This is a genomic window from Desulfatitalea tepidiphila, from assembly GCF_001293685.1.
GTDB lineage: Bacteria > Desulfobacterota > Desulfobacteria > Desulfobacterales > Desulfosarcinaceae > Desulfatitalea > Desulfatitalea tepidiphila.
Window position 1 is genome coordinate 115,918 of sequence record NZ_BCAG01000001.1, and the last position, 24,849, is coordinate 140,766.

General features: G+C 60.6%; 13 protein-coding genes. 7 read left to right on the forward strand and 6 right to left on the reverse strand.

The genetic code is table 11. From position 1 onward, the window contains the following. Positions 1-546: 546 nt before the first annotated feature. Together DFT_RS00535 and DFT_RS00540 are read right to left on the reverse strand one after the other, a co-directional pair. Entirely contained in the window at positions 547-1,323 is a 777-nt protein-coding gene (locus DFT_RS00535) for an anaerobic ribonucleoside-triphosphate reductase activating protein (protein ID WP_054029301.1), read from the reverse strand. After that, the gene (locus tag DFT_RS00540) at positions 1,280-3,502 is read right to left on the reverse strand and encodes a ribonucleoside triphosphate reductase (protein ID WP_083453236.1); all 2,223 of its coding nucleotides are present in this window, start codon (positions 3,500-3,502) and stop codon (positions 1,280-1,282) included. The genes DFT_RS00535 and DFT_RS00540 overlap by 44 nt, the downstream gene beginning before the upstream one ends. Before the next feature lie 444 nt (positions 3,503-3,946). Here DFT_RS00540 and DFT_RS00545 point away from each other — a divergent pair, with 444 nt between their 5' ends. Further along, on the forward strand, positions 3,947-6,433 hold the full coding sequence (locus tag DFT_RS00545; RefSeq protein WP_200906993.1) for a vitamin B12-dependent ribonucleotide reductase: 2,487 nt from the start codon (positions 3,947-3,949) through the stop codon (positions 6,431-6,433). Positions 6,434-6,462: 29 nt separating this feature from the next. Here DFT_RS00545 and DFT_RS00550 read toward each other — a convergent pair whose 3' ends face one another. Further along, positions 6,463-7,074, reverse strand: a complete 612-nt coding sequence (locus DFT_RS00550; protein ID WP_054029302.1) for a DUF3786 domain-containing protein — start codon at positions 7,072-7,074, stop codon at positions 6,463-6,465. Then, positions 7,071-7,265 carry a hypothetical protein gene (locus DFT_RS00555; RefSeq protein ID WP_054029303.1) on the reverse strand — a complete coding sequence of 65 codons (195 nt, stop codon included), beginning with the start codon at positions 7,263-7,265 and terminating at the stop codon, positions 7,071-7,073. Before DFT_RS00555 ends, DFT_RS00550 begins: the two co-directional genes overlap by 4 nt. A 202-nt stretch (positions 7,266-7,467) precedes the next feature. Between DFT_RS00555 and DFT_RS00560 the strand changes: the two genes are divergently transcribed. Next, positions 7,468-8,760 carry a nucleoside recognition domain-containing protein gene (locus tag DFT_RS00560; protein ID WP_054029304.1) on the forward strand — a complete coding sequence of 431 codons (1,293 nt, stop codon included), beginning with the start codon at positions 7,468-7,470 and terminating at the stop codon, positions 8,758-8,760. Between the two features lie 22 nt (positions 8,761-8,782). Continuing rightward, positions 8,783-9,544, forward strand: coding sequence for an SDR family NAD(P)-dependent oxidoreductase (locus tag DFT_RS00565; protein WP_054029305.1), 762 nt, complete (start codon positions 8,783-8,785; stop codon positions 9,542-9,544). Positions 9,545-9,832: 288 nt separating this feature from the next. Here DFT_RS00565 and DFT_RS00570 read toward each other — a convergent pair whose 3' ends face one another. Next, positions 9,833-10,417, reverse strand: a complete 585-nt coding sequence (locus DFT_RS00570) for an acyloxyacyl hydrolase (protein ID WP_083453238.1) — start codon at positions 10,415-10,417, stop codon at positions 9,833-9,835. Positions 10,418-10,936: 519 nt separating this feature from the next. Here DFT_RS00570 and uvrA point away from each other — a divergent pair. After that, the gene (uvrA, locus tag DFT_RS00580) at positions 10,937-16,225 is read left to right on the forward strand and encodes an excinuclease ABC subunit UvrA (protein ID WP_054029308.1); all 5,289 of its coding nucleotides are present in this window, start codon (positions 10,937-10,939) and stop codon (positions 16,223-16,225) included. Between the two features lie 138 nt (positions 16,226-16,363). Continuing rightward, the gene (locus tag DFT_RS00585; RefSeq protein WP_054029309.1) at positions 16,364-16,747 is read left to right on the forward strand and encodes a DUF488 domain-containing protein; all 384 of its coding nucleotides are present in this window, start codon (positions 16,364-16,366) and stop codon (positions 16,745-16,747) included. Between the two features lie 64 nt (positions 16,748-16,811). Here DFT_RS00585 and DFT_RS00590 read toward each other — a convergent pair whose 3' ends face one another. Beyond that, positions 16,812-19,337 carry a PAS domain S-box protein gene (locus DFT_RS00590; protein WP_054029310.1) on the reverse strand — a complete coding sequence of 842 codons (2,526 nt, stop codon included), beginning with the start codon at positions 19,335-19,337 and terminating at the stop codon, positions 16,812-16,814. Positions 19,338-19,665: 328 nt separating this feature from the next. Here DFT_RS00590 and DFT_RS00595 point away from each other — a divergent pair, with 328 nt between their 5' ends. Together DFT_RS00595 and DFT_RS00600 are read left to right on the forward strand one after the other, a co-directional pair. After that, positions 19,666-20,505, forward strand: a complete 840-nt coding sequence (locus DFT_RS00595; RefSeq protein ID WP_054029311.1) for a fumarylacetoacetate hydrolase family protein — start codon at positions 19,666-19,668, stop codon at positions 20,503-20,505. 76 nt (positions 20,506-20,581) lie between these two features. Further along, positions 20,582-24,643 carry a hypothetical protein gene (locus DFT_RS00600; protein WP_054029312.1) on the forward strand — a complete coding sequence of 1,354 codons (4,062 nt, stop codon included), beginning with the start codon at positions 20,582-20,584 and terminating at the stop codon, positions 24,641-24,643. Positions 24,644-24,849: the final 206 nt, after the last annotated feature.

Below are 24,849 nucleotides of genomic sequence, written 5' to 3' on the forward strand. Positions count from 1 at the left end.
GTGGGCCTCCTCTATTCTGTGGATTGATATCGGTTGTCGACCGTTGTTCGCAGACCTGAACCTGTCATCTTGGGTTTCTTGAACCGATGCATGGTATTTGTCAGTTTGTCATCAGGGGTGAGGCTGGTGCAGTCGAAGACGAATATGCCCAAGCTTGACGCCACCGCAAAAAGCCCAATCTCTGCGTTGTGCTCATCCCGTCGTCCTTGCGGCGTACGCTAAGTAGTGCCCATCCACAAATGTCCAATTGGCCCGATATCGGTGTTGCGCGAAAAATTTAATCCTCGGAATATCGACCATATGCCTGCGGTTAAATTTTTCGCGCGCCTTGATCTCGACCCAATTTGCCTATTTGTGGACGGGCACTAAGTAGGCAGCAGGGCACGGAATTTCGCACGCCTCGATCTTGAACTTTTTACGGCGCCGTCCGACAGCGACTTTTTACATAGTCATCAAGTTAAGTTGACCATAAAAAAGCACAGTGGTGATGTCAAGATAAATAATGAATGGGATACAGTCGATGAATATAAAACGAAAAAATGTGCCTTAATCATGTTCCGTGCGGATCACACAGTTTTCCACCAGGGGCGACGACAACTCCCTGAAATGATGAATCTCTGCTGGTGAAATGACGGGCTCGATCGTTTCGAAGAAGTCTGGCTGGAGCATTTTTTGGGGTCGAAAGGATTGCAGGACATAGCGACGGGCTCCCTGGATGGCGCGGGCCATGTCGAGGATCCGCTGCGCGTCGACAAAGGGGCGGACACAAGTGGTGCGGAATTCATAATCCGGGGATGTCTGCATGATCAGTTGGATGCTGCGCCGGAGGTGGGCGGTGATGTCCTCGTGGACCAGGGCCGGATGATAGGATGCGATCGGCGTTTTGATGTCCATGGCCACGTAGTCGACCAGCCGCTCGTCGAACAGCCGGGCGAGAACATCTGGACGGCTGCCGTTGGTGTCGAGTTTGATGCGCAGATGCAGCCGGCGGACAGCCCGGCAGAGATCGGCCAAATGGGGATGAAGGGTCGGCTCGCCGCCGCTGATCACCACGCCGTCGAGCAGCTTCCTGCGGGGAGTGAGAAATTCGATAAAACGGTCGAGGGGAAGACGCGAGGGCCATTCTCCCCTGGCAAGTTCCCCATTATGGCAAAAGGGGCAGGTGAAGTTGCAGCCAGTCACAAAGACCACACAGCTGACCCGCCCCGGATAGTCGATCAGCGACGTCTTTTGAAGTCCGGCCAGGTTCATGATGGAGACGGATCCAAGGGTGGCCTTTTTATCGGCAGGCTGCACCGGTTTGATCGGTCTTCGCAGCCACATGAGCCTCCAGATGGACCGTGGCGACCTTCTCTATCGCGCGGCCCGCTGGACTTCGGCCGATCACCGTGGCGGTGAGGTCCCCATCGATGGATGTCGCGCGATACGTTTTTCGCAGGGCGAATTCGGCCTGCTTGCCGTCATTCCACTGTTTGACCGGCCGCAGGTAACCGACCACGCGAGAGTAGATCTCGGTCTCCTGGTTGCAGTGGGTGCAACGCGGCTGTTCACCGGCCAGATACCCGTGGGAAGGACAGATGCTGAAGGTGGGGGTCAGGGTAAAGTAAGGCAGCCGGTAGTTGCCGGCTATTTTGCGCACCAGGGACTTGACCGCATCGATATCGCCGATCCGTTCGCCGAGAAATACGTGCAGAACCGTGCCACCGGTATATTTGGTCTGCAGCTGGTCTTGAAGCTGGAGAGTTTCATACAGGTCGTCGGTGTAGTTGACCGGCAACTGGGTCGAGTTGGTGTAGTAGGGCGCGGCTCCCTTTTCATATTCCACCTCGTTGGAGCACACGATGCGGGGGAATTTTTTCTTGTCCAGCATGGCCAGGCGGAAAGAGGTGCCTTCGGCCGGGGTGGCTTCCAGGTTGAAGATATCTCCGGTTTCTTCTTGAACCCCGGCCAGCAGGTCGCGCAGAAAGTCCATCACCTTGAGTGCGAAGGCCTGTCCTTCCATGGTGCCGATATCCTTGCGGATAAAGTTGAGGCAGGCTTCGTTCATGCCGATGATGCCGACGGTGGAGAAGTGATTCTTCCAATAGGTGCCGCTGCCTTGTTTGATCTCCCGAAGGTAGAAGCGCGAATAGGGGTAGAGATTTTTTTCGGTGAACTTTTCGAGCACCTTTCGTTTGATGGTCAAACTTTCCACGGCCTGGCGCACCCGGGTTTCCAGGCGCTGGAAGAAATCCTTTTCCCCATCGGCCAAGTGTCCGATACGGGGCAGATTGATGGTCACCACCCCGATGGATCCGGTCAGCGGATTGGCGCCGAACAGGCCGCCGCCGCGTTTGAGCAGTTCTCGGTTGTCCAGGCGCAGCCGGCAGCACATGGAGCGGGCGTCCTCCGGCGACATATCCGAGTTGACGAAGTTCGAAAAGTAGGGGATGCCGTACTTGGCGGTCATCTGCCAGACCAGATCGAGATTGGGATTGTTCCAGTCGAAATCGGGCGTGATGTTATACGTGGGAATGGGAAAGGTGAACACCCGGCCCTTGGCGTCGCCGGCCATCATCACCTCGGCAAAGGCGCGGTTGATCAGGTCCATTTCAGGCTGGAACTCGGCGTAGGTGGCCTCCAATTCCCGGCCGCCCACGATCACCGGGTGGTCTTTGAGAATCGAAGGTACGGAAAGATCCATGGTAATGTTGGTGAACGGGGTCTGGAAGCCCACCCGGGTGGGAATATTGATATTGAAGATAAACTCCTGGAGCGCCTGCTTGACCTTGTCGTAGGTCAATTCATCGTAGCGCACGAACGGGGCCAGTAGCGTGTCGAAATTGGAAAGGGCCTGGGCCCCGGCGGCCTCTCCCTGGAGCGTGTAGAAAAAATTGACGATTTGACCGAGGGCGGAGCGCAGGTGCTTGGGCGGCGCGCTCTCCACCTTGCCCTCGACCCCCTTGAATCCGTTTTTCAACAGGTCCTTCAGGTCCCATCCCACGCAGTAGACCGACAGCAGGCTCAGGTCGTGGATGTGCAGGTCGCCATCCTTGTGGGCGTTACGGATATCCGGGGGATAGATCCGGTTGAGCCAGTACTCGGACGTGACATCCGAGGAGATGTAGTTGTTGAGCCCCTGCAGGGAATAGCACATGTTGCTGTTCTCTTTGATTTTCCAATCCAGCCGCTGGATGTAGTGCTCGACCAGGTCCACGTTGGCCTTGGTGGCGATGCTGCGGATCTGGGCATGCTGCTCGCGATAGAGGACGTAGGCCTTGGCAGTGGCGTGAAACGGAGAGTCGAGCAGAACATGCTCCACGATGTCCTGGATCTCTTCCACCTCGGGCTGATCGCCCAGGCGCATTTCATGCGCCAGGGTCAACACGCGTAACGTCAGTTTGCGCGCCTCGCGTTCGCCGAATTCACCGGTGGCGTTGCCGGCCTTGGCGATGGCGGCAGTAATCTTGGTGGAATCGAACTCAACAATTCGTCCGTCGCGTTTTTTAATTTGTTCAAACACCAGGCTCTCCTCGCAGGGCTGAAGGTTTGCTGAATGACACCACGCTTTCGGGCACCCGGGTGCCGAACGCATCGGGATATAGATAACAGGTATTCAGGATGAAACGTTGCAATGCAGAATAGTGGGGTAGTTACATCAACATCTTGTTGTCTGTCAATCGAAAATTTCTACATCTTGTGGAAGGCCCGATCCATTCAGATGCAGTCGATAATACCCATCGACCCTAATATGTAGAGAATATTTTCGGTTGACATACAACATATTGTGTGCCAACACGATCACAATCCACGTTGTCGCACATCGTCGCTCCTTTTCGATCCAGCATCGGGCGTGAAGCGTCTTCACAGCCCCCTGAATCGCTGTTTCAGTAGCCTGAATTCGAAAGGCGGCGCCATCCGGCATCATCCATACAAATTTCCAAGCAGACAGACAGGAGCACAGCCCGTGCGTCAAAAAGCCAAAATCATTGAAACCACCGAAGGCATCATCGACCTGGCCACCTATAGCTGGGACGACGAGCGTTTCTCGCGCGTGTTGATCCAGCAGCACCCCATGGACGACGAGCAGGCCCAATCCATCAGCCGTTTCGTTCGAGAGGCCATCGATGAACTCAAGATTCAACGCATCACCCCGCCCATCGTGGATGCGGTGGTCAAGGCCACGCTGGAAGAGCACGGGGTCTCCAAGCTGGTGCATGTGCCCCTGGACAAATCCCTCTTCGTGCGCAACGGTCTGCATCTGACCCCCAACGCGGTGACGGTATTGGAGCGCCGCTACCTGAAAAAGGACGAATACGGCCGCCTGCAGGAAAATCCTTCCCAGATGTTCCGGCGCGTGGCGCGGCATATCGCCCAAGCCGATCTCAACTACGACCCGGAGGCCGATGTGCCGGCCGTCGAGGAGGCCTTTTTCGCCTTGATGGCCGAGCAGAAATTTTTGCCCAACTCGCCCACGCTGATGAATGCCGGACGGCGCCTCGGCCAGCTGGCGGCCTGTTTTGTACTTCCGGTGGAAGACAGCATGGAAGCGATCTTCGAAACGCTCAAGAATGCCGCCATCATTCACAAGTCGGGCGGGGGCACCGGCTTCTCCTTTTCCCGCCTGCGGCCCAAAAATTCCATGGTGGGCACGACCGGCGGGGTGGCCTCCGGACCCGTATCCTTCATGAAGATCTTCAATACGGCCACCGAGCAGGTCAAGCAGGGCGGCACCCGTCGCGGCGCCAACATGGCCATCCTGAAGGTCGACCACCCGGACATCATGGAGTTCATTTTCTGCAAGCAGAACGACAAGGAATTGAACAACTTCAATATCTCCGTGGCGGTCACCGACGATTTCATGAAGGCCGTTGCCGAAGGCGCCTCGTTCGACCTGATCGATCCGGCTCGCAAACGAAAGACCGGTTCTCTCGACGCCAGGGAGGTCTACGCGGCCCTGGTGCAGCAGGCGTGGAAGAACGGGGACCCGGGGATCGTCTTTCTCGATCGCATGAACCGCGACAATCCCACCCCGGACCTCGGCGCCATCGAGAGCACCAATCCATGCGGCGAGCAGCCGCTGCTGCCCAAGGAGGCGTGCAACCTCGGATCGATCAATCTGGCGCGTTGCGTGGTGGCGGATCAGGAGGAGGCGGCCATCGATTACGAGGAGCTGCGGCGGGTGGTGTGGGCGGCGGTCCACTTCCTGGACAATACCATCGACATGTCCCAGTATCCCCTGGCGGCCATCGACAATATGGTCAAGGGCAACCGCAAGGTGGGCCTGGGGGTCATGGGGTTCGCCGATCTGCTGTTCCAGCTCAAGATTCCCTACAACTCGGAACGGGCGCTGACCCTGGCCGAAGAGGTGATGGGGTTCATACAGGCCGAGTCCCATGCCGCATCCGAGGATCTGGCCCGGCACCGGGGGGCTTTTCCCAACTTCGAGCGCAGCATTTACAAAGAGATGGGGCATCCGCCCCTGCGCAACGCCACTTTGACCACGATTGCGCCCACCGGCACCCTGAGTATCATCGCCAATTGCTCGAGCGGTATCGAACCGTTGTTCGCCCTGAGTTTCGTCCGCACGGTGATGGACCAGGACCGGCTGGCCGAAGTCAACCCGGTCTTCGAGGCCGTGGCCCGGGCGCGCGGTTTTTACAGCCAGAAGCTGATGGAGACCGTGGCCGCCAGCGGGTCGATCAAGGATGTGGATGGGATTCCGGAGGATGTGAAGGCAGTGTTTGTCACGGCCCACGATATATCGCCGGAATGGCATATCCGCATGCAGGCCGCCTTTCAGAAATTCACCGACAACGCGGTTTCCAAGACCGTCAATCTGCCCCGCGACGCCACGGCCGCCGACGTGCGCAAGATTTACGATCTCGCCTATCAGTTGGGATGCAAGGGGGTCACCATCTATCGCGACGGCAGCAAGGAGAACCAGGTCCTCTCCACAGGGTCCTCCAAGACAGAAAAGGATGGCAGCCCGGCGGCCGTACGCGAGCGCCCCGAAACCCTGGAGGGGTTTACCACCAAGATCCGCACCGGTTATGGCCATCTGTATGTCACCGTGACGGAATTCGACGGGCGGCCCTTCGAGGTTTTTGCCACCATCGGAAAATCGGGGCGTTCCACGACGGCCAAGACCGAGGCCATCGGCCGGCTGGTCTCCCTGGCCCTGCGTTCGGGGGTGGACGTCCGGCAGATCGTGGATCAACTCAAGGGCATCGGCGGCGAACATCCCATCTTCCAGGAAGGGGGCCTGGTGCTTTCCATCCCCGATGCGATTTCGAGAATCCTCGAACGGCGTTACCTCGCTGGAAACACGGATAAAATGGCGCGCCCCGGCAACAGCCTGTTGGGCGGCAAGTGCCCGGAATGCGGGCAGACGATCAGCTTCGAGGAAGGGTGTCAGATCTGCCACTTCTGCGGATTTACCAAGTGCGGATAGAGAGAGGCGGCAGGCGTTGAATGGGCACTTTAGGGTGACCCGTCCGAACCGATCAGACGGCCGGTCAGATAGGTGCCCAGGATAAAGAGGCACTGGAGGCCCATGAAGGTCTCGGACGAGCGGTGGAACATCAGGCCGGCGGAGGCCGGAAAGCCCTCTTCGGCCCCATTGAACTGCAAGTAGAGATTCAGGCCGGGCAGGGCCGTGAAGCTGAGCAGCAGATCGTAGCCGTCGCGGTTTGTATCGATGCCGGCCGAAAGATTGCGGGCGGCCTCTTGCAGCTTGGCCGGGTCATGAGCAAAGTGGCTGGCGATAATCTTGTGCGTGTTGTCGGCGAAGCGGGCCACCAGGGGGCCGCTGTTTTCGATTTCCCTGAACGTCACCAGCCGGTCTGCGGGCGGCAGCACGCCCGGGAAGTCGAACAGATACCGGTAGAGCACCAATCCCACGGCCATGGTCACCGGTTGGCCATGGCCATCCTGGCAGCCTTCGGCGGCAATGCAATGCGACTCCCCGAAAAACGGTACATGGACCGATCGTCCCTCCCATCGGGCCCCCAGCCGGTTGGCGGCCGATTCCCAATCCAGGCGGGAGAGGCGTTCCTGGGCCGAACGATACGCTTCTGCGATACCGCTGCTCATCGGTTGTCCTCGTCTGCCGTGGTACGATTTTCCAGAAGTTGTTCCACAATCGCGTCGCGTTGGTCTTCGAGGTCGAACAGCGCCGCCATGAGCGCCGGTTTGACCGAATGGGCCGGAAGCCGGCGTCTGGCCTCTTCGATTTCCGCTTCGATCTCTTTTAGTTTCCGGCGAACCGCCTGCTCGTCAGCCATGCCTCCCTCCTTTCGGTTTGCGCTCGTGCGTTATTCCGGTCCCTACCATAGGGCCATCTCCGTCGAAAGCAATTGATCCAAGTCAATTGATTCACTTTTTGTCTCGAATGGGTTATGAATGTCCCTTCTGGCGTCGATTCGAAAGATCGACAAACCCGCTCAAGATTTCCGACAATAGAAATTTCGGGATACAGGCACGTTAATGAATGTGGTCTTTCTCGTCATGGTGGCGGTCGCCTTCCTGTTCGCGGCCTGGCACCAGGTGTTGTGGGTCCCGGTGGAAGGCGCCGTCGCGCCCATGGCGGCACTCTCCACCGCCATGATCGAGTCCGCAGCCGGCGCCGTGGATCTGGCCATCGGACTGGTGGGCGTCATGACCCTTTTTCTCGGGCTGATGAAGGTGGCAGAGGCGGGCGGCATGCTCAGGATTCTGGCCCGTCTGATCCGACCGCTCATGGTGCGCCTCTTCCCGGACGTGCCGGCCGACCATCCGGCCATGGGCGCCATGATCCTAAACCTGTCGGCCAATGCCCTGGGATTGGGCAACGCCGCCACGCCGTTCGGCATCCGCGCCATGCAGGCCCTGGATCAGCTCAATTCCCGGAAAGGGAGCGCCACCGATGCCATGGCCCTGTTTCTGGCCATCAACACCTCATCCATCACCCTCTTGCCAACCGGCGTCATCGCTTTGCGGGCCGCCGCCGGTTCGACCGATCCGGCCGGCATATTGCCGACCACCCTGTTCGCCACCATCGGATCGACCGCCGCGGCGATCGTGGCCGCCAAGGTGTATCGACGATTCTCCCCTGTGGGGACCGTCGGCGGAGAGGATGAAGAACAGGCCGTCGATGCGTCCCCGGATGTTTCGGACCAGGACGATACGGAGGCGGCGGCTTATCCCCTGTGGGTCAGCGTGACCGCCCTGGGGTTTCTGGTGGCCCTGGTGCCGCTGGCCGTCCTTTACGGGCGCTTCATTTCTCCCTGGATCGTGCCCGGATTGATGATTTTTTTCCTGGCATTCGGCGCCCTGAGGCGGGTGCGGGTCTACGAAGTGCTGGTGGAGGGGGCCAAGGAGGGGTTTCAGGTGGCCCTGCGCATCATTCCCTACCTGGTGGCCATTCTGGTGGCGGTGGGCATGCTGCGCGCCTCCGGCGCCATGGACGCCCTGGTGGGGCTCCTGGGGGCGGTCACCGAACCGCTGGGACTGCCGGCCGAGGCGCTGCCCATGGCCTTGATGCGGCCCCTGTCCGGATCCGGCGCCTACGGCATCATGGCGGCCATTATCAATGATCCGGCCATCGGGCCGGACAGTTATACCGGCTATCTGGTCAGCACCTTGCAAGGTTCCACCGAGACGACCTTCTATGTGCTGGCGGTCTATTACGGCGCTGTCCAGATCCGGCGCATCCGTCACACCCTGGCCGCGGCATTGACCGCCGATCTGGCCGGCGTGGTCTGCGCGATCCTGGCGTGTCTCTACGTATTTGGTTTCTAACGGAATGAGAAAGGAGAAATCCATGACTGTTCGCTTCGATCTATCAGGAAAAGTGGCCATCGTCACCGGCGGCGGCAGAGGCATTGGACGGGCGATCGCCCTGGGGCTGGCCAAGGCCGGCGCCGCGGTGGTCGTCGCCAGCCGCACGGCCGATCAGATCAACGCCGTGGCCGAGGAGATCCGGGCCAATGGCGCCCAGGCGCTGCCACTGGTGACCGATTTGACCGACGGCGCCCAACTCGAACGACTGGCCGCCGAAACCGTTCAGCAATTCGGTCGTATCGATATCCTGGTGAACAATGCGGCCCGCAGCTTCATGCGCAGCCTGATGGACCTGCGCGAGGACGGCTGGGACAAGGTGTTCGACACCAATGTCAAGGCGGTGTGGTTGCTGAGCCGCGCGGTGGCGCGTCAGATGATGGCCCAGAAAAGCGGCCGGATCATCAACATCACCACCGTGGGCGCGGAAAAGGCGGAACTGGGCATGGCCGCCTACGGGTGCAGCAAAGCGGCCCTGAAGATGCTCACCCGCTGCATGGCCCGCGAGTGGGCCGCGCTCGGTATCCAGGTCAATGCGGTGGGGCCGGGCCTGACCCGCACCGACTTCAGCAAGCCGATCTGGTCCAATCCGGACATCGAAAAGCACGTCACCGCGATGCTGCCCATGGGACGCATCGGCGAGCCGGAAGAGATCGTTCCGGCCGTGCTCTTTCTGGCCTCGGAGGCTGCCAGCTATATGACCGGCCATACCATCTACGTCGATGGGGGCGCGCTGACGACGTAGTGCCAAGCCAGCGTTTCTAAGTGAATGCGTTTCATTAAACCCGGCGTGTGTGGTACAGGTGGCCGATGCCACACGCCAAGCGGTCGAGTGCCGGTAAAATGCACGGCGGGCGGCCCAGAAACTCGCTACGCTCAAACAGTCTGGGCCGCTTGTCCGCCGTTTGCATTCGAAAGGCACTAAGACCGCAGGCGTACGTGGCCCTGGCCACCTGCTCCCCCCACGCCTGCCATCTCCGCTGCCATTCGATTCTATTATCAAAAAACATATATCATGGATCGATCACCACGGTTAGAAGCGGTAGATCAGTTCGAGCATGTGGGTGTTGAGCCCCGGGTTTTCCATGAATAGACCGGCATTGGACATGTGCTGAAAGCTGTAGCCGATGATGAACGACATGGAAAGTATGTAGTCGATGCCCACGGTCGAGGTGAACTGGAGCGATCCGCCGAAGTCTTCCGAGTCCAATTTAGATCGGGAAAGATAGGTCACGTGCACACCGGCAAAGAGGGCGAGCCGTTTGCCGGGGCTGAGCAGGTAAAGACCCGGTCCCGCCGAACCCACGAAGGTGTTTTCATCGGAAAGCAGGAAGCCTGCGTTGATCCCCAAAAAAGGGCCGACCAACCAATGCGCGTCCGATTCCCAGGTATAGGGCAGCCCACAGGCCAAAAAGAGTTCTGATTTTGTGAATTGCTCGCTGTTCCGCGTGTCGCCGACACCCGTGCGCACGCCGGCGGCCAGCCAGTTGATGTCTTCCGCGTGGACAGGGGAGTGGCCGGCCGCTGCAACGAGAATCGCCAGGGCCGGAGCCAACAGCATTCGAACCCGGTTGGTTCGGAAGAACCCTCCTGGTGAGTCTGTGATGAACCCCCACATGACGGTCCTGCACAATAATGTTGGGTTGGTGATCGAGAGTTTCGATTGAACCAATTGATGTTTAAGGCAATTCCAGACGTAAGTCAATTGAAATGAATTCTTAACAGCGACTCTAACTGAACGCGATTCATTAAACCCGTCGTGGTTGGAACAGGTGGCCGATGCCACACGCCAAGCGGTCAAGAGCCAGTAAAATGCACGGCGGGCGAGCCAGAAACTCGCTGCGCTCAAACAGTCTGGACCGCTTGTCCGCCGTTTGCATTCAACTGGCTCTAAGACCGCTGGCTCACGTGGCCCTGGCCACCTGCCCCATCCACGCCTGCCATATCCCTTGCGATGCGAATTTTTGTATCAAAAAACTTTTAAAAGACGCGCCCGTCAAGAGGAATCGCATTCAGTTGGAATTGCTGAATTCTTAAAAATCAACCCGGTGCCATCGGCCGTTTCTGCCTTATTTTGTTTGTTCGGCTCGAACCGCGGCAATACCGTTTACCCTGAACCGTCATGCAGGAACACAAGATGACCGCCTCCATTCAACTTCGCGGCGTCCGGCAGAACAATCTTAAAGACGTCGACATCGATATCCCTCTGAACCGCATCACCGTGGTGACCGGCGTGAGCGGTTCGGGCAAATCCTCCCTGGCCTTCGATACCCTTTACGCCGAAGGCCAGCGGCGCTACGTCGAAACCTTTTCGCCCTACGCGCGGCAATTCATGGACCGCATGGACCGCCCCCAGGTCGATCGGATCCTGGGCGTGCCGCCGGCCATCGCCATCGACCGCAAGGACCCGGTGCGCACCTCGCGTTCGTCCGTGGGGACCATGACCGAACTGACCGATTACGTGAAGTTGATCTTCGCCCGCCGGGGGGTGTTGCACTGCCGTCGATGCCGCCGGCCGGTGCGGCCCGATGCGCCTGAACAGATCGTCGGGCGTCTGATCGACGAAACCGACGGGCGGCGCCTGACCATCACCTTTCCCTACCACTGCCCGGATGGGCCCAAAGCAGGTCGCAAGACCTTGATGCGCCTGGGATACGACCGTGTATGGGTCAAGGAAGAGGTCCAAAGCCTGATGGATTTGCCGGACAACGCCTTGGAGACGGCCCTGGATGTGGTGGCCGACCGTACGACGGCGGATGCCGGTCGACGGCAGCGGCTGGTCGATTCTCTGGAAACCGCTTTCCGCTTCGGCGGCGGCCGGGCAGATGTGTGGATCGCGGGCGGCGGCCGACAGGCTTATTCCAACCGCATACACTGCGCCCACTGCGACATCGATTATGTCGCTCCGTTGCCCAATCTCTTTTCGTTCAACAGCCCCCTGGGCGCCTGCGACACCTGTCGGGGATTCGGGCGGGTGATCGACATGGATCTGGACCTGATCATTCCCGATCCGGCGCGCTCGCTGGAACAGGGGGCCATCAAACCTTTCGGCGGAGCGGCCGAGGGGCGCTTCGAGTACCGGGATTTGAGCGGATTCTGCCGCGAACGGGGCATTGCCATGGATGCCCCCTTCCGCCGGTTGCCGGCTGATCAGCGACAAGCGATCATCGACGGTGACGACGGTTATTACGGCATCCGCGGCTATTTTCAATGGCTGGAGAGCCGCAGTTACAAGATGCATGTGCGCGTCTTCCTGTCGCGTTATCGCAGCTACGATCTCTGTCCGGCCTGCCACGGCACCCGCTTCAAGCCCGAGACTCTGCTGTACCGCATCGAGGGCCGCACCATCGCCGAAGTCTATGCCCTCAACGTGGATCAGGCCCTGGCCTTTTTCGACGACCTGGAACGTTGCGTCCGGGACGAAGCCGACGTCCTTGTGCTCGGGGAGATCACGGGGCGCCTGCGGTATCTGCGGGATGTGGGGCTGGGCTACCTGACCCTGGATCGCCAGTCTCGCACCCTGTCGGGCGGCGAGGTGCAGCGGGTGGCCCTCGCATCGGCCCTTGGTGCATCCCTGGTCAACACCCTCTATGTACTCGACGAGCCGAGCATCGGCCTGCACCCCAGGGACAACGAGCGACTGGCCCGCATTCTGCAGCGGCTCCGCGACCTGCCCAACACCATCGTGGTGGTGGAGCACGATCCGGCCATCATCCGGGCGGCCGACTACCTGCTCGATATGGGCCCCCGGGCCGGCGAGCAGGGCGGGCGTGTCATGTACTTCGGTCCCGTGGCAGAGGCCGGGACCTCCTTGACCGGCCAATATCTTTCGGGAGAAAAAACCATTCCCATGCCGGTTCGACGCCGGACGCCCAGACGCGGCCAATGGCTCACCGTGCGCGGGGCGGCCGAGCACAACCTGAAATCCATAGACGTGAGGCTTCCCTTGGGGATGCTGGTGTGCCTGACCGGCGTGAGCGGTTCGGGCAAGTCCACCCTGGCCGAGGAGATTCTCTATAAAGGGGTCAAGCGCCGGCTCGGCGAGGGCGAAGGCCGGCCGGGCAGGTTCCGCCGGATCGACGGCGGTGAAAAGATACGGCAGGTCGAACTGGTCGATCAGCGGCCCATCGGCCGCACGCCGCGGGCCAATGTGCTGACCTACACCAAGGCGATGGACCCGATCCGCCGGTTGTTGGCCGCCACGGAGACGGCCGTTGCCCGGGGATTTGGTCCCGGTCACTTCTCGTTCAACGTGGCCGGCGGCCGCTGCGAGACCTGCAAGGGCGAAGGTTACGAGACCGTGGAGATGCAATTTCTCTCCGATGTCTTTATTTCGTGCCCCGACTGCCAGGGCAAACGTTTCAAGCCCGAGGTGCTGGAGGTCGTCTACCGGGAGCATAATATCCACCAGATCCTGCAGCTGACCGTGGATGAGGCCTTGGTGTTCTTCGGCGATCAATCCAGAATCGTCGCCGCCCTGCAGCCGCTTGCCGATGTGGGGCTGGGCTATCTGAGGCTGGGGCAGCCGATTTCGACCTTTTCGGGCGGCGAGGCCCAGCGCCTCAAGCTTTCACGCTACCTGGGGGTCGGCCGCCAGGCGCGGCTGCTGATTTTTGACGAGCCCACCACCGGTCTGCACCTGGCCGATATCGCCACCTTGCTGCAGGTGATGCAGCGCCTGGTGGACGAGGGCAACAGCATCCTGATCATCGAGCACCACCTGGATGTGATCAAATCTGCCGACTGGGTCATCGACCTGGGGCCCGAGGGCGGCGACGGCGGCGGACGGGTGGTGGCCGTCGGCCCGCCCGAAACCATTGCCGCTGCGCCCGCGTCGCACACCGGCCGATTTTTGAAGCCCTGCCTGGAGGGCCGTATCGAAGCCGCGGCGCGGGTTGCGCCGCCGGCCGCTTCGGACAATGGCGGTGCGATCCAAGTGCGCGGCGCACGGGAGCACAACCTGAAAAATGTGGACCTGGCCGTTCCCCACAACCAGTTGGTGGTGTTGACCGGGGTGAGCGGCTCGGGCAAGTCCACATTGGCGTTCGACATCCTGTTCGCCGAAGGGCAACGCCGCTACCTGGAGAGCCTGGCGCCTTACGTGCGCCAATATATGAAGATCCTCGAGCGGCCCGAAGTGGATCTGGTCACCGGTCTGTCGCCCACCGTGGCCATCGAACAACGCATCAGCCACACCAGCCGGCGGTCGACCGTGGCGACCTTGACCGAGATTTATCATTTTCTGCGCCTGCTCTACTCCAAGCTGGGCAATGCCCATTGCCCGGGATGCTTGCGGCCCCTGTCGCGTCAGAGCGAAGCGGAGGTCAAAGAACGGATCGCCGGCCGCTACGGTCGAAGAGGGGTATTGCTCTTGGCGCCCAAGATCGCCGGGCGCAAGGGCTATCACAAAGAGGTGCTCGCCCGAGCCCTGAAACTCGGATACGACCGTGCCCGCGTAGACGGCCAGATGGTGGCGCTGACGCCGGGCATGGCCTTGAGCCGCTACCATGACCATTCCATCGATCTGGTGGTGGGTGAAATTCCCAACGGACGGGGCGCAGAAGCGCGCCTGACGGATCTGGTGAACACGGCGCTGAAAGAAGGGGACGGGACCCTGATCGTGCTCGATCCGGAAAGCGGCCGGGAGGAGCTGTCCAGCGTACACGGCCGCTGCCCCTCCTGCGGCCTGGGCGCGGTTCAGGGCGATCCACGGCTTTTTTCCTTCAATTCCCCCCAGGGCGCCTGCCCGCGTTGCGATGGATTGGGGGTTGTGGGCGTGGACGAGTTCCGGGAGGGAAAAGATGCCAAGATCTGCCCCGACTGCCAGGGCAGCCGATTGCGGCCGGAAGCCTTGTCGGTGCAGGTTCAGGGGCGCACCATCTGGGACTTGGTGCGGCAACCGGCCGGTGAACTGCTCCCCATCCTGGATCGCCTGTCGTTCCCCGAACAACAGGGTCCCCTGGCAGACCCCATTTTGAGCGAGCTCAAGACCCGCCTGGCCTTGATGAACCGGCTGGGCCTGGGCTATTTGGCCCTCTCGCGCTCGGGCGACACCCTTTCGGGCGGTGAGGCGCAACGGGTGCGGCTGGCGGCCCAGCTCGGTTCCAACCTCACCGGCGTCACCTATATCCTGGATGAGCCCACCATCGGCCTGCACGCGCGGGACAACCATATCCTGGTGGAGGCCCTGGGCGACCTGCGCGACCGGGGCAACACCGTCATCGTGGTCGAGCACGACGAAGAGACCATCCGGGCCGCAGACACGATCATCGACCTGGGGCCCGGGGCCGGTGCCAACGGCGGGCGCGTGGTGGCCGCGGGCGGCCTGGACGACCTGCGGCGCGAGCCCGCTTCGGTCACCGGAGCGGTGCTCGAGCGCGGCCGAACCCGGATCACCAGCCGGATGCGCCCCTGCCGGCGGGGTCCGGCATTGAAGATCGTCGGCGCCTCGGCCAACAATCTCAAAGGCATCGACGTGCGCCTGCCCCTCAACCGACTGATCTGCGTGACCGGCGTGAGCGGTTCGGGAAAGTCCAGCCTGGTCAAGAAGACCCTCTACCAGGGACTTCATCAGCGGCTGCGAGGCCAGTCGCTGTCCAGTGACACGTGCAAGGGCATGGAAGGCTGGCAGGCGCTGACTCGCGTCCTGGAAGTGGACCACACCCCCATCGGCCGGACGCCCCGATCGGTGCCGGCCTCCTACGTGGGCTTTCTCACCGACATCCGTAATCTCTTCGCCCAGGTACCGGAGGCGCGGGCCAGGGGATACGGAGCGGCCCGTTTCTCATTCAATGTGGAAGAGGGCCGTTGTCCGGCCTGCAAGGGACAGGGACGTCCCAAGGTGGAGATGGCCTTTCTGCCCGATGTGTATGTGCCTTGCGAGGTGTGCGGCGGAGCGCGCTACAATGCGGAGACGCTGGCGATTCGATACAAAGGCAGGCACATGGCCGAGGTGTTGCAGATGACCTTTGCCGAGGCCTTGCAGTTCTTCTCGGCCATACCGAAGATTCGCCAGGCGGTGCAGTTCGTCTGCGACATCGGGCTGGGTTACCTGCAGCTGGGCCAGCCCAGCCCCACCCTGTCGGGCGGGGAGGCCCAACGCATCAAGCTGGCCCGGGAGATGGCCCAACGCGCCAACGGTCCGACCCTTTATCTTCTGGACGAGCCCAGCACCGGTCTGCATCCCGCCGATGTGCACCTGTTGATCGACGTGCTTCAGGGGCTGGTGGCACAGGGACATACGGTGGTGACCATCGAACACAATATGGAGATCATCAATGCGGCCGATTATCTCATCGACCTGGGGCCCGAGGGCGGAGCAGCCGGTGGAAAGCTGGTGGCCGTGGGCTCACCCCGGGAGATGCTGGGCAAGACGAAGAGATCGCACACCGCCCGCTACCTCGAGCGATATCTGGATGGGCATTGATCGACAGGCTGGGTTGATTTACGATCTGTTGCCATGTTCACAATAGAAAAATGTCCGTCGCAGAGGGCTCAACAAGAAGTTCAACGGATTCAAAGGGCCGTGTCGCTGATTCATCCTTCATAAGCTTCGATTCAAGACATGGATATTTACGTTAAGCGAGTATACGACCGAGCGGCTTCGGAAGACGGATTTCGAATTCTGGTCGATCGGCTGTGGCCAAGAGGGCTGTCAAAAACGACTGCGAAGATAGATTTGTGGCTGAAGTCCCTGGCGCCTTCAAATGATCTCCGGAAATGGTACCAGCATGATTCCGAGAAGTGGCCGGAATTCAAACAGCGATATTTCGCCGAATTGGATTCAAACGAGGATTCTGTCAACGAGATTATCGGTCATTTGAAGAAGGGCAGAGTTTGCTTGTTGTATTCATCAAAGGAGTCCCAATACAACAATGCCGTAGCCTTGAAAGATTACCTGAACAACCTGGTAAAGCAGTGGCGCGGTGCGCAGATCCGGTATTCGTGAAACTGATATGGCTCACCTTCACGAAACCTGAGGGCGAGCCCCTCGCGACCAGCCACGCCGATATCTAATGTCCGTTGTTCAGCACCTCTTCCAGCGCCGCGGACAAGGCCGCCACGGAGAACGGTTTGGGAAGAAAGCTCTCTGCGCCGGCATTGATGATCTCCCGGGCCGGGCCGTCGAGGGTGAAGCCGCTGCAGACGATTACCTTCAGGTCGGGCCGCAACTCCTTGAGCTTGGGATAGATCTGGTTGCCGCTCATGTCCGGAAGCACGACATCCAGGAGGGCAAATGCGATGGCATCCGGATACTCTTGTGCAAGCTGCAAGGCCTCCTTGCCCGATTTGGCCTCCAGGACCCCGTATCCCAATTTTTCGACAATGGCCCGGTTGACCTCCATGACCAGCTCTTCGTCTTCGATGATCAGCGCCACTCCGGTGCCATGGCCGGTGTGCAGCGGTTTGACCGTGTCGCCGGGTGCCGCGTCGGCAGCGCTGGCGCACGGCAGGTAGATGGACACCGTGGTGCCCTTGCCCAGCTCGGATGCCACGTAGACAAAACCGCCGTGCTTTTTGACGATGCCATACACGGCCGCCATGCCGAGGCCCCGCCCCTGGAATTTGGTCGTATAAAACGGCTCGAAGACGCGTTCGAGGGTCTTTTGATCCATGCCTTTACCGGTATCGGTAATGCTGAGCAGGACATGCCTTCCCGGCTTGAGGCCTTGATATTTGATGCAGTCGTCCGGCAGCACGTCGACGTTGCGCAGTGTGACGCGCACCGTGCCTTTCTCTTCGATGGCCTCGGAGGCATTGGACAAAATGGCGGCCAGCAGCATCTGCATCTGGGTGCTGTCCACTTCGATGGGATCGGTGGACTCTTCCAATTCCGTCTCGAGCTCCACGTAGGGCGACAGGCTGTGGTTGACCAGGCTCAGGGTTTCGCGAACGAAATGGTGGGAGGCCACGGTCTGGGTCTGGAATTTGCCGCCGCGGGCATAGGCCAGCAATTGACTCGTCAATTGGACCATTTTATGGCCCGCCTGCTGGATGGGTTCCACGAACCGCATGATTTTGGCGTCGGCCAGACCGTCCATCTGGATCAGTTCCAGATTGCCGAGGATGACGGCCAGGGCATTGTTGAACTGGTGGGCGATCCCGCCAGCCAATGTCGCAATGGACTCCATTTTCTGGGCTTGTTGCAGGCGCGCCGCCAGCCGGCGTTGATCCTTTTCGGCCTCCCGATTCAGGGTGACGTCCACGATGAAGGCCAATGCGCCAGAATAGTTGCCGCGCGTGTCGCGTTGGGCGATGGCGCTGAGCAGGATGTCTTTGATCTCCCCCTGCCGGGTAACAAATTGATAGGGGCGATTTTTGATAGAACCGGACTTGTAAAATGCGGGGAAAGAGTTCTCTATGGCGTCGCGGCGGCTCTGGGAGGTGAAAAAATCAAAGGCGGATCGGCCGATGACCTCTTCCCGCTGGTATCCCATGGTTTCCAGCCACATGTTGCTCACGCTGGTGATGCGGTCCTCGCTGTCGAGGGAGTAGAGCATGACCGAAGCGTTTTGATAAAGATCCTTGTAGCGCTGTTCGCTCTCCTGGAGCGCCCTGGCCGTCTGCTTCTCGCGGGTCACATCCCTGGCGCAGCCCACCGTCCCGATCAACTGACCATTATCGTCCCAGAAGGGCGCCTTATGGACATCGAGCATCAGGTAATGATTGCGGATCAGGCCCTCTTCGAGAAAACGGCCGGCCGATTTGCGCAGCTTGGTGATTTCGTCCGAGTTGATGGCGCCGTCGCCAAAGGTGTGCTGGTGGCCGAGTTTCCGCTCCTTCTCGGCAAAATACGCTTCGGTGTTGCCGATGGCCTCATCGGGATGGCGGCATTGGAGCAGTTTGTCGCACAGGGCCTGGTTGGCGAACATGTAACGGTCGTCCAGGTCCTTGGCCCAGATCAGGTCCGGGACGTTGTCGGCCATCAGGCGCAACATTTTGTGGAGCCGGCGATGCTTGGCTTCGCTCTGGCGCAATGCCGCCTGGGCCTGTTTGCGATCCTCTTCGAGGGAGAGGAATTTCGCCAGGGTACTGATGATGTAGATGTCGATCTCATTGAACTGCCGAACCTGCGTGTCCACGATGCACAGGGCGCCGATGACGCTCTCCCGGCAATACACCGGATATCCCAGGTAGCTCTTCAGACCATATTGGCGGACATAGGGATCGCTTTCGTAAAAGGGGGTGCGGGTGAGGTCCTCGAGGATCACGGGCCGGTTGCCGCTCTGGATGGTCGCTTCGAAACAGATATGTCCGGCGGCTTTGTCCTTGGCCGGAAACCCCGGGGGCAGATTGTATCCGGACCAGCAGGCCAGCGAAGCTTCGTGATCGTCGATGCGGTTGTAGAGCGAACAGGCGCTGCCGAGCAATTGGTAGGCTTGCTGAACGATGATGTGAATATTCTGCTCGGGGTCAGGGCCCATCAGGCTGAACAACTCGCCCAGCTTTTTCAATTTTTGGGAGACTTGAGGATCATTGGGAGCATCGGCGGGAGCATCGGCCGTTGCGGGCGGCGATTTGGGGGATTTGGGATGCATACGGGTTGACCCTCCAGACAATGGACGCGAAATCTAGTTTAAATTTCATATCGCGATATAAAAAACAAGCAAAATTTTATTTCAAACCTTGTATCAAAACAAAGAGTTATGGGAGGTGTGGGGGTGACTCCCCGTTTTGTATCCATTGCCGCCAGGTGCGGCCCTGGCATATTGAGGGGACCGGCGTCCCCTTTACAGCCGTTTGGATTCATGGCACAAAGGCTATGGGCGGTTCTTATCCAACTGCCTGTATTTTTGTCCAAACGGTGTTGTGGCGGCCTTCCGGGGCCATGAATGTTCGATGCAGATTCGATGTAAAGAGGTGGCGATGAGACTCATCCGAATGGGAGCGCCCGGCCGTGAGCGCCCCGGATTGTCGATCGACGGCAAGGTGGTGGACCTGCGCGTGCTTTTTCCGGAAATCCCGGATATCGACGAGCAGTTTTTCAGGCAGGGGTGGCTGGAACGTCTGGCCGGACTCGACCTGTCGGCCCATGCCCGTGAATCCAAGGAACGCTGGGGGCCGCCCATCGCACGACCCTCCAAGATCATCTGCCTGGGGAAGAATTATGCCGAGCATGCCCGTGAAGGCGGTTTCGAGACGCCGGCCAGCCCGTTGATTTTTTCAAAGACGCCCAACACGCTCAATGGTCCGTTCGACCCGATCCTGCTGCCGCGCAGCTCCGGAAAGGTCGACTGGGAGGTGGAGTTGGCCCTCGTCATCGGAAAAGCGGGCAAGCGTATCGTGCGCGCGCAAGCCTTGTCCCACGTGGCCGGTGTGACGGTGATGAACGATGTGTCCGGGCGCGAGGCGCAATTCGCCGACTCCCAATGGTTTCGGGGAAAGGCGTTCGACACCTTCGCCCCCATGGGCCCGGCCCTGGTGACTCTCGACGAGATCGGCGATCCCCACGATCTGCGTCTGACCGCCACGGTGAACGGCCGGATCATGCAGGACGGCCACACCCGCGACCTGATTTTCGACCTTCCCGCCCTGATCGCCAACATCAGCGAAGACATCACTCTCGTGCCAGGGGACGTGATTTCCACCGGCACGCCGGCCGGCGTGGGGATTTTCCGCGATCCGCCCATCGTTCTGGACGAGGGCGATGAAGTCTCCTGCTGGATCGAGAAAATAGGGGCCATTACCAATCGCGTGGTGCGGTGACGGGGTGGCGCTGGATATCATCAATGATTCGTTGTATATCACATCCTTTTAAAACCCATGACAAAGGTTTTGGACGATGAATCGCAAATCGGGATTTGCCTGGCTCCTGGTGGGCCTGTTGCTGGTGTTCACCTCCGTGGCGGATGCGGCCATGGCGCCCGGCGACATCCCTCCGGGTCTTGAGGCTTGGGCGCCGTGGGTGCTGCATGGCCAATCCGAAGCGCTATGCCCCACCGATTACGATGACGGTACGGTGGCGCGTTGCCAGTGGCCATCGCGATTGCACCTCGAATTTTCGTCTGATCAAGGGACCTTCGAACAGCGGTGGCTCATGTTTGCCGAAGGGTGGGTCGTTTTGCCGGGCAATGCCGATTTGTGGCCCGACAGCGTCACGGTGGACGGGCAATCCGTGGCCGTGATTCATCGAAACGACGCACCCATGATCCGGTTGTCGCCCGGCGATCATCGGATCATGGGACGATTCATCTGGCAACAGCGTCCGGAGATGATCCAGGTGCCTCCCGAACTGGGGTTGCTGGAACTCAACATCGACGGGCGCCGGATCCGTACCACGACCATCGATGCCCAGGGACGGCTCTGGCTACAGGAGGGAGCGTCCGCCGGAGGCCGTGAAGAGCGCATCGCCTTGCGGCTGTTCCGTCTGCTGGACGATACCATTCCCATGCAGGTCACCACGCACCTGCGCCTCGACATATCGGGCAATTCGCGTGAAATCGAACTTCCCGGGGTATTGTTGGAAAACAGCATCCCCATGGACATCAAGAGCCTACTGCCGGCGCGGCTGGATGCCAATGGGCGGTTGACGGTGCAGGCCAGGGCCGGACGATGGGAGATTTCCATCGTTGCTCGCATGTCCGGCCCGCAATTCAAAATCAACGCCGGTCCCTGCCCCTATGGGGATGAGGTCTGGTCCTTTCAACCCCGGCACGCGTTGCGCATGGTGGAGGTTCTCGATGTGGCGCCGGTGGAGCCCGGTCAGACCGACATGCCGGATGCCTGGCGCGGTTATCCGGCCTATTTGTTGAAATCGGGCGGCGCCATGACCCTCAAGGAGATCCGCAGGGGCGATCCGGATCCGGCGCCGGATCAACTCGTCCTGCATCGGACCTGGTGGCTCGATTTCGATGGCGCCGGATTTACCCTTCGTGACGCGATCAGCGGCACCCTCAGCCGCCAGTGGTCGCTGGCCGTCAACGCGCCCATGGTCCTGGGACGGGTGGCCGTGGACGGAGAGGAGCGGGTGATCACGGAACAGGGCCCCGAAAAGAAGATGGGCGTCGAGTTGCGCCGGGGCCATCTGTCCATGGAAGCGGACAGCCGCCTGCCAGATCGCCCGGCGGCGATGTCCGCCGTGGGATGGGACCACGATTTCCAGACCGTCACGGGCGTTCTTCACCTGCCGCCGGGATGGCGTATTTTTTCGGCGTCGGGCGTCGACTGGCTCTCTGATACCTGGCTGAAACGCTGGTCGCTGCTCGATCTGTTCCTTCTGTTGATCATCGCCCTGGCGGTAGCCAAACTGCGGGCCTGGTACTGGGGGATAGCGGCCCTGGTGACCATGACGCTCATATGGCACGAAACCGGCGCCCCGCGTTGGGTCTGGCTCCATTTGTTGGCCGTGCTGGCCTTGTGGCCCCTGCTGCCGGCTGGTTGGTTCAGGCGTCTGGTGACGATGTGGGGCATCGGCGCCGTGGCGGTTTTGTTGATCACGGCCATCCCTTTCGTGGTGCAGGAGATCCGCTGGGGCCTGTACCCCCAACTGGCCCCTCATGCCGATCGGCCCATTCCGGCCCGAACGCAGCTGTCGAACCTGGCGCCCCCCGCTCCCATGGTCGAGCGCATGGACGAATCGGACATGAGTTCCAGGATGATGGCCAAGGCAGGACGGGCGCAGACCCCGTCCGCCGCGGTTTCCGTTCCCGTGAAGGAGGCTGATCTGATCGACCATGATCCCGATGCACTGATTCCCACCGGACCCGGCCTGCCGGACTGGCAGTGGCGATCGGTTCAACTGCGCTGGAGCGGCCCGGTATCCAAGGCGCAAGACATTCGGTTCTATCTGCTCTCACCGATCGTGAATTTTATCCTGGCCATGCTCAGGGTCGCTTTTCTGATCTTGTTGATGTGGATCCTGTTCGATTGGCGATCGTGGTGGCGGCCATGGTGGCAGCGGGTCCGCGACAGGTTCAATGCAACCGCGGCGGTGGTATGGGTTGTTTTGTGCCTCGGCATGCTTCGGCCGGAGGCGTATGCGGCCGATGCATCGATCTTTCCACCGCCGGCTCTTCTGGAGGAGCTCCGCCAGCGTCTCCTGGAGAAGCCCGATTGCCTGCCCCACTGTGCCGAGATTGCACGCATGGAGGTGGTCGCATCCGGAGACGACCTGCAGGTGATGTTGAAAATTCACTGTGCTGATCGCATGGCTGTCCCGTTACCGGTCAACCGAAGGTCGTGGCTGCCCGATCAGATCCTGCTGGATAACGCACCGATCAGCGGGTTGCGCGTCGACGACCAAGGCCAGATGTGGGCCCTGGTGCCTTCGGGCGTCCACACCCTGAATCTGACCGCCGATGTGGCAGCGGTATCGGTGATTCAGATGCCGCTGCCGCTCCGACCGCACAACGCCTCCTATGCGGCGTCAGGGTGGCGCCTGGACGGCATCGATCCCAATGGCCATACCGGATCCAGTATCCAATTGACCCGTTTGAAGAACGACCGGTCGCCATCGGCAGATCGTCCCGCCGGCAGCCTCCCGCCGTTTTTACAGGTCGAGCGGCTGCTGCGGTTGGGACTGACCTGGCAGGTAACGACCACGGTGACGCGGTTGACCCCCACCGGTGCGCCCATCGTGGTGACGCTGCCCTTGATGGCCGATGAATCGATCACCACTTCCGGCGTCCAGGTCGACCAGGGGCAGGCCCTGATCAACATGGCACCGTCCGAAAGGATGGTGACCTTCGACTCTGTCTTAACCATCGCGCCCATAATCGAATTGACAGCGCCAAAGGCCGTTCCGTGGACCGAAACATGGATCCTGGATGCGGGTGCTATCTGGCATTGCGAAACGGAGGGCATTGCGGCCGTCCACCATCAGGACGCCGCCGGTCAGTGGCGCCCGCGCTGGCAGCCCTGGCCCGGTGAAAAAATCACGATCCGGGTAAATCGTCCGGAGGCCGTACCCGGGCAGATCAAGACCATCGATGGCGCCGACCTGGTGTTGACGCCGGGGCAGCGTTTCGGCCAGGGCGAGCTGCGCATGCGGATACGGACCAGCCGCGGGGGGCAGCATACGATGGAGCTGCCGTCCAATGCCAATTTGCAGCAGGTGACGGTCGGCGGTAGAACGCTTCCCGTGCGCCAGGACGGACCCTATGTGACCGTGCCCCTGCAACCGGGGGCCCAGGCGGTGGCGGTCCGGTGGCAGCAGCTGTCATCCTTCGGCACTTTTTTCAAAGTTCCCGAGGTGAAATTGGGCCAACCGGCGGTCAATGCCCGGGTAACGGTGAACGTGCCGGCCCAACGCTGGATCCTGATGGTCGGCGGTCCCCGTTGGGGGCCGGCGGTGCTCTTCTGGAGTTATCTGATCGCCATCGTCCTTGCGGCCCTGGTTCTGGCGCGTTTGCCCCTGACGCCGCTGAGGAGCTGGCAATGGCTGCTGCTGGGGTTGGGATTGACCCAGGTCCCACCGGCCATGGCATTGATCATCGTGGGGTGGCTGCTGGCCCTGGGCCTGCGGGCGAAGTCTCCTCTGCCGCAGCACTGGCTGCCGTTCAACGCCATTCAAATCGGGCTGGTCGCATGGACATTGGCCGCCCTGGCGGCCCTCTTTGCAGCGGTCAAGGCCGGCCTGCTGGGCCAGCCGGAGATGCAGATCGCCGGCAACCAATCGAGCCACATGGTGCTCAAGTGGACCCAGGACCACATCGCGGGGAACATGCCGCAACCCTGGCTGATCAGCCTGCCGGTGTGGCTGTTCAACCTGCTGATGCTGGTCTGGTCCTTATGGTTGGCATGGGCTCTTTTGGGTTGGTTGAAGTGGGGATGGCACTGTTGGGTCAAGGACGGCGGCTGGCGCAAGGTATCCCTGCGGCGCAACGCAGGTGCATCGCCGCACTAGGTACACGCAGGCATAAATAAGCTGACCTATATGTCGCCCCATACAGCCAATGGAATGGATACTTAGCGTACTCGTACGCGTACTTCAGCGCAGCGGTACTCGTACTCGATCCATCCTGGAATCGTTGACACAAGCAGGGGGATCTTTCGAGTGCGAGTACGAATACGACTGCAAGCAAGTGGCCCATTATGTCAGCGTAATATAGT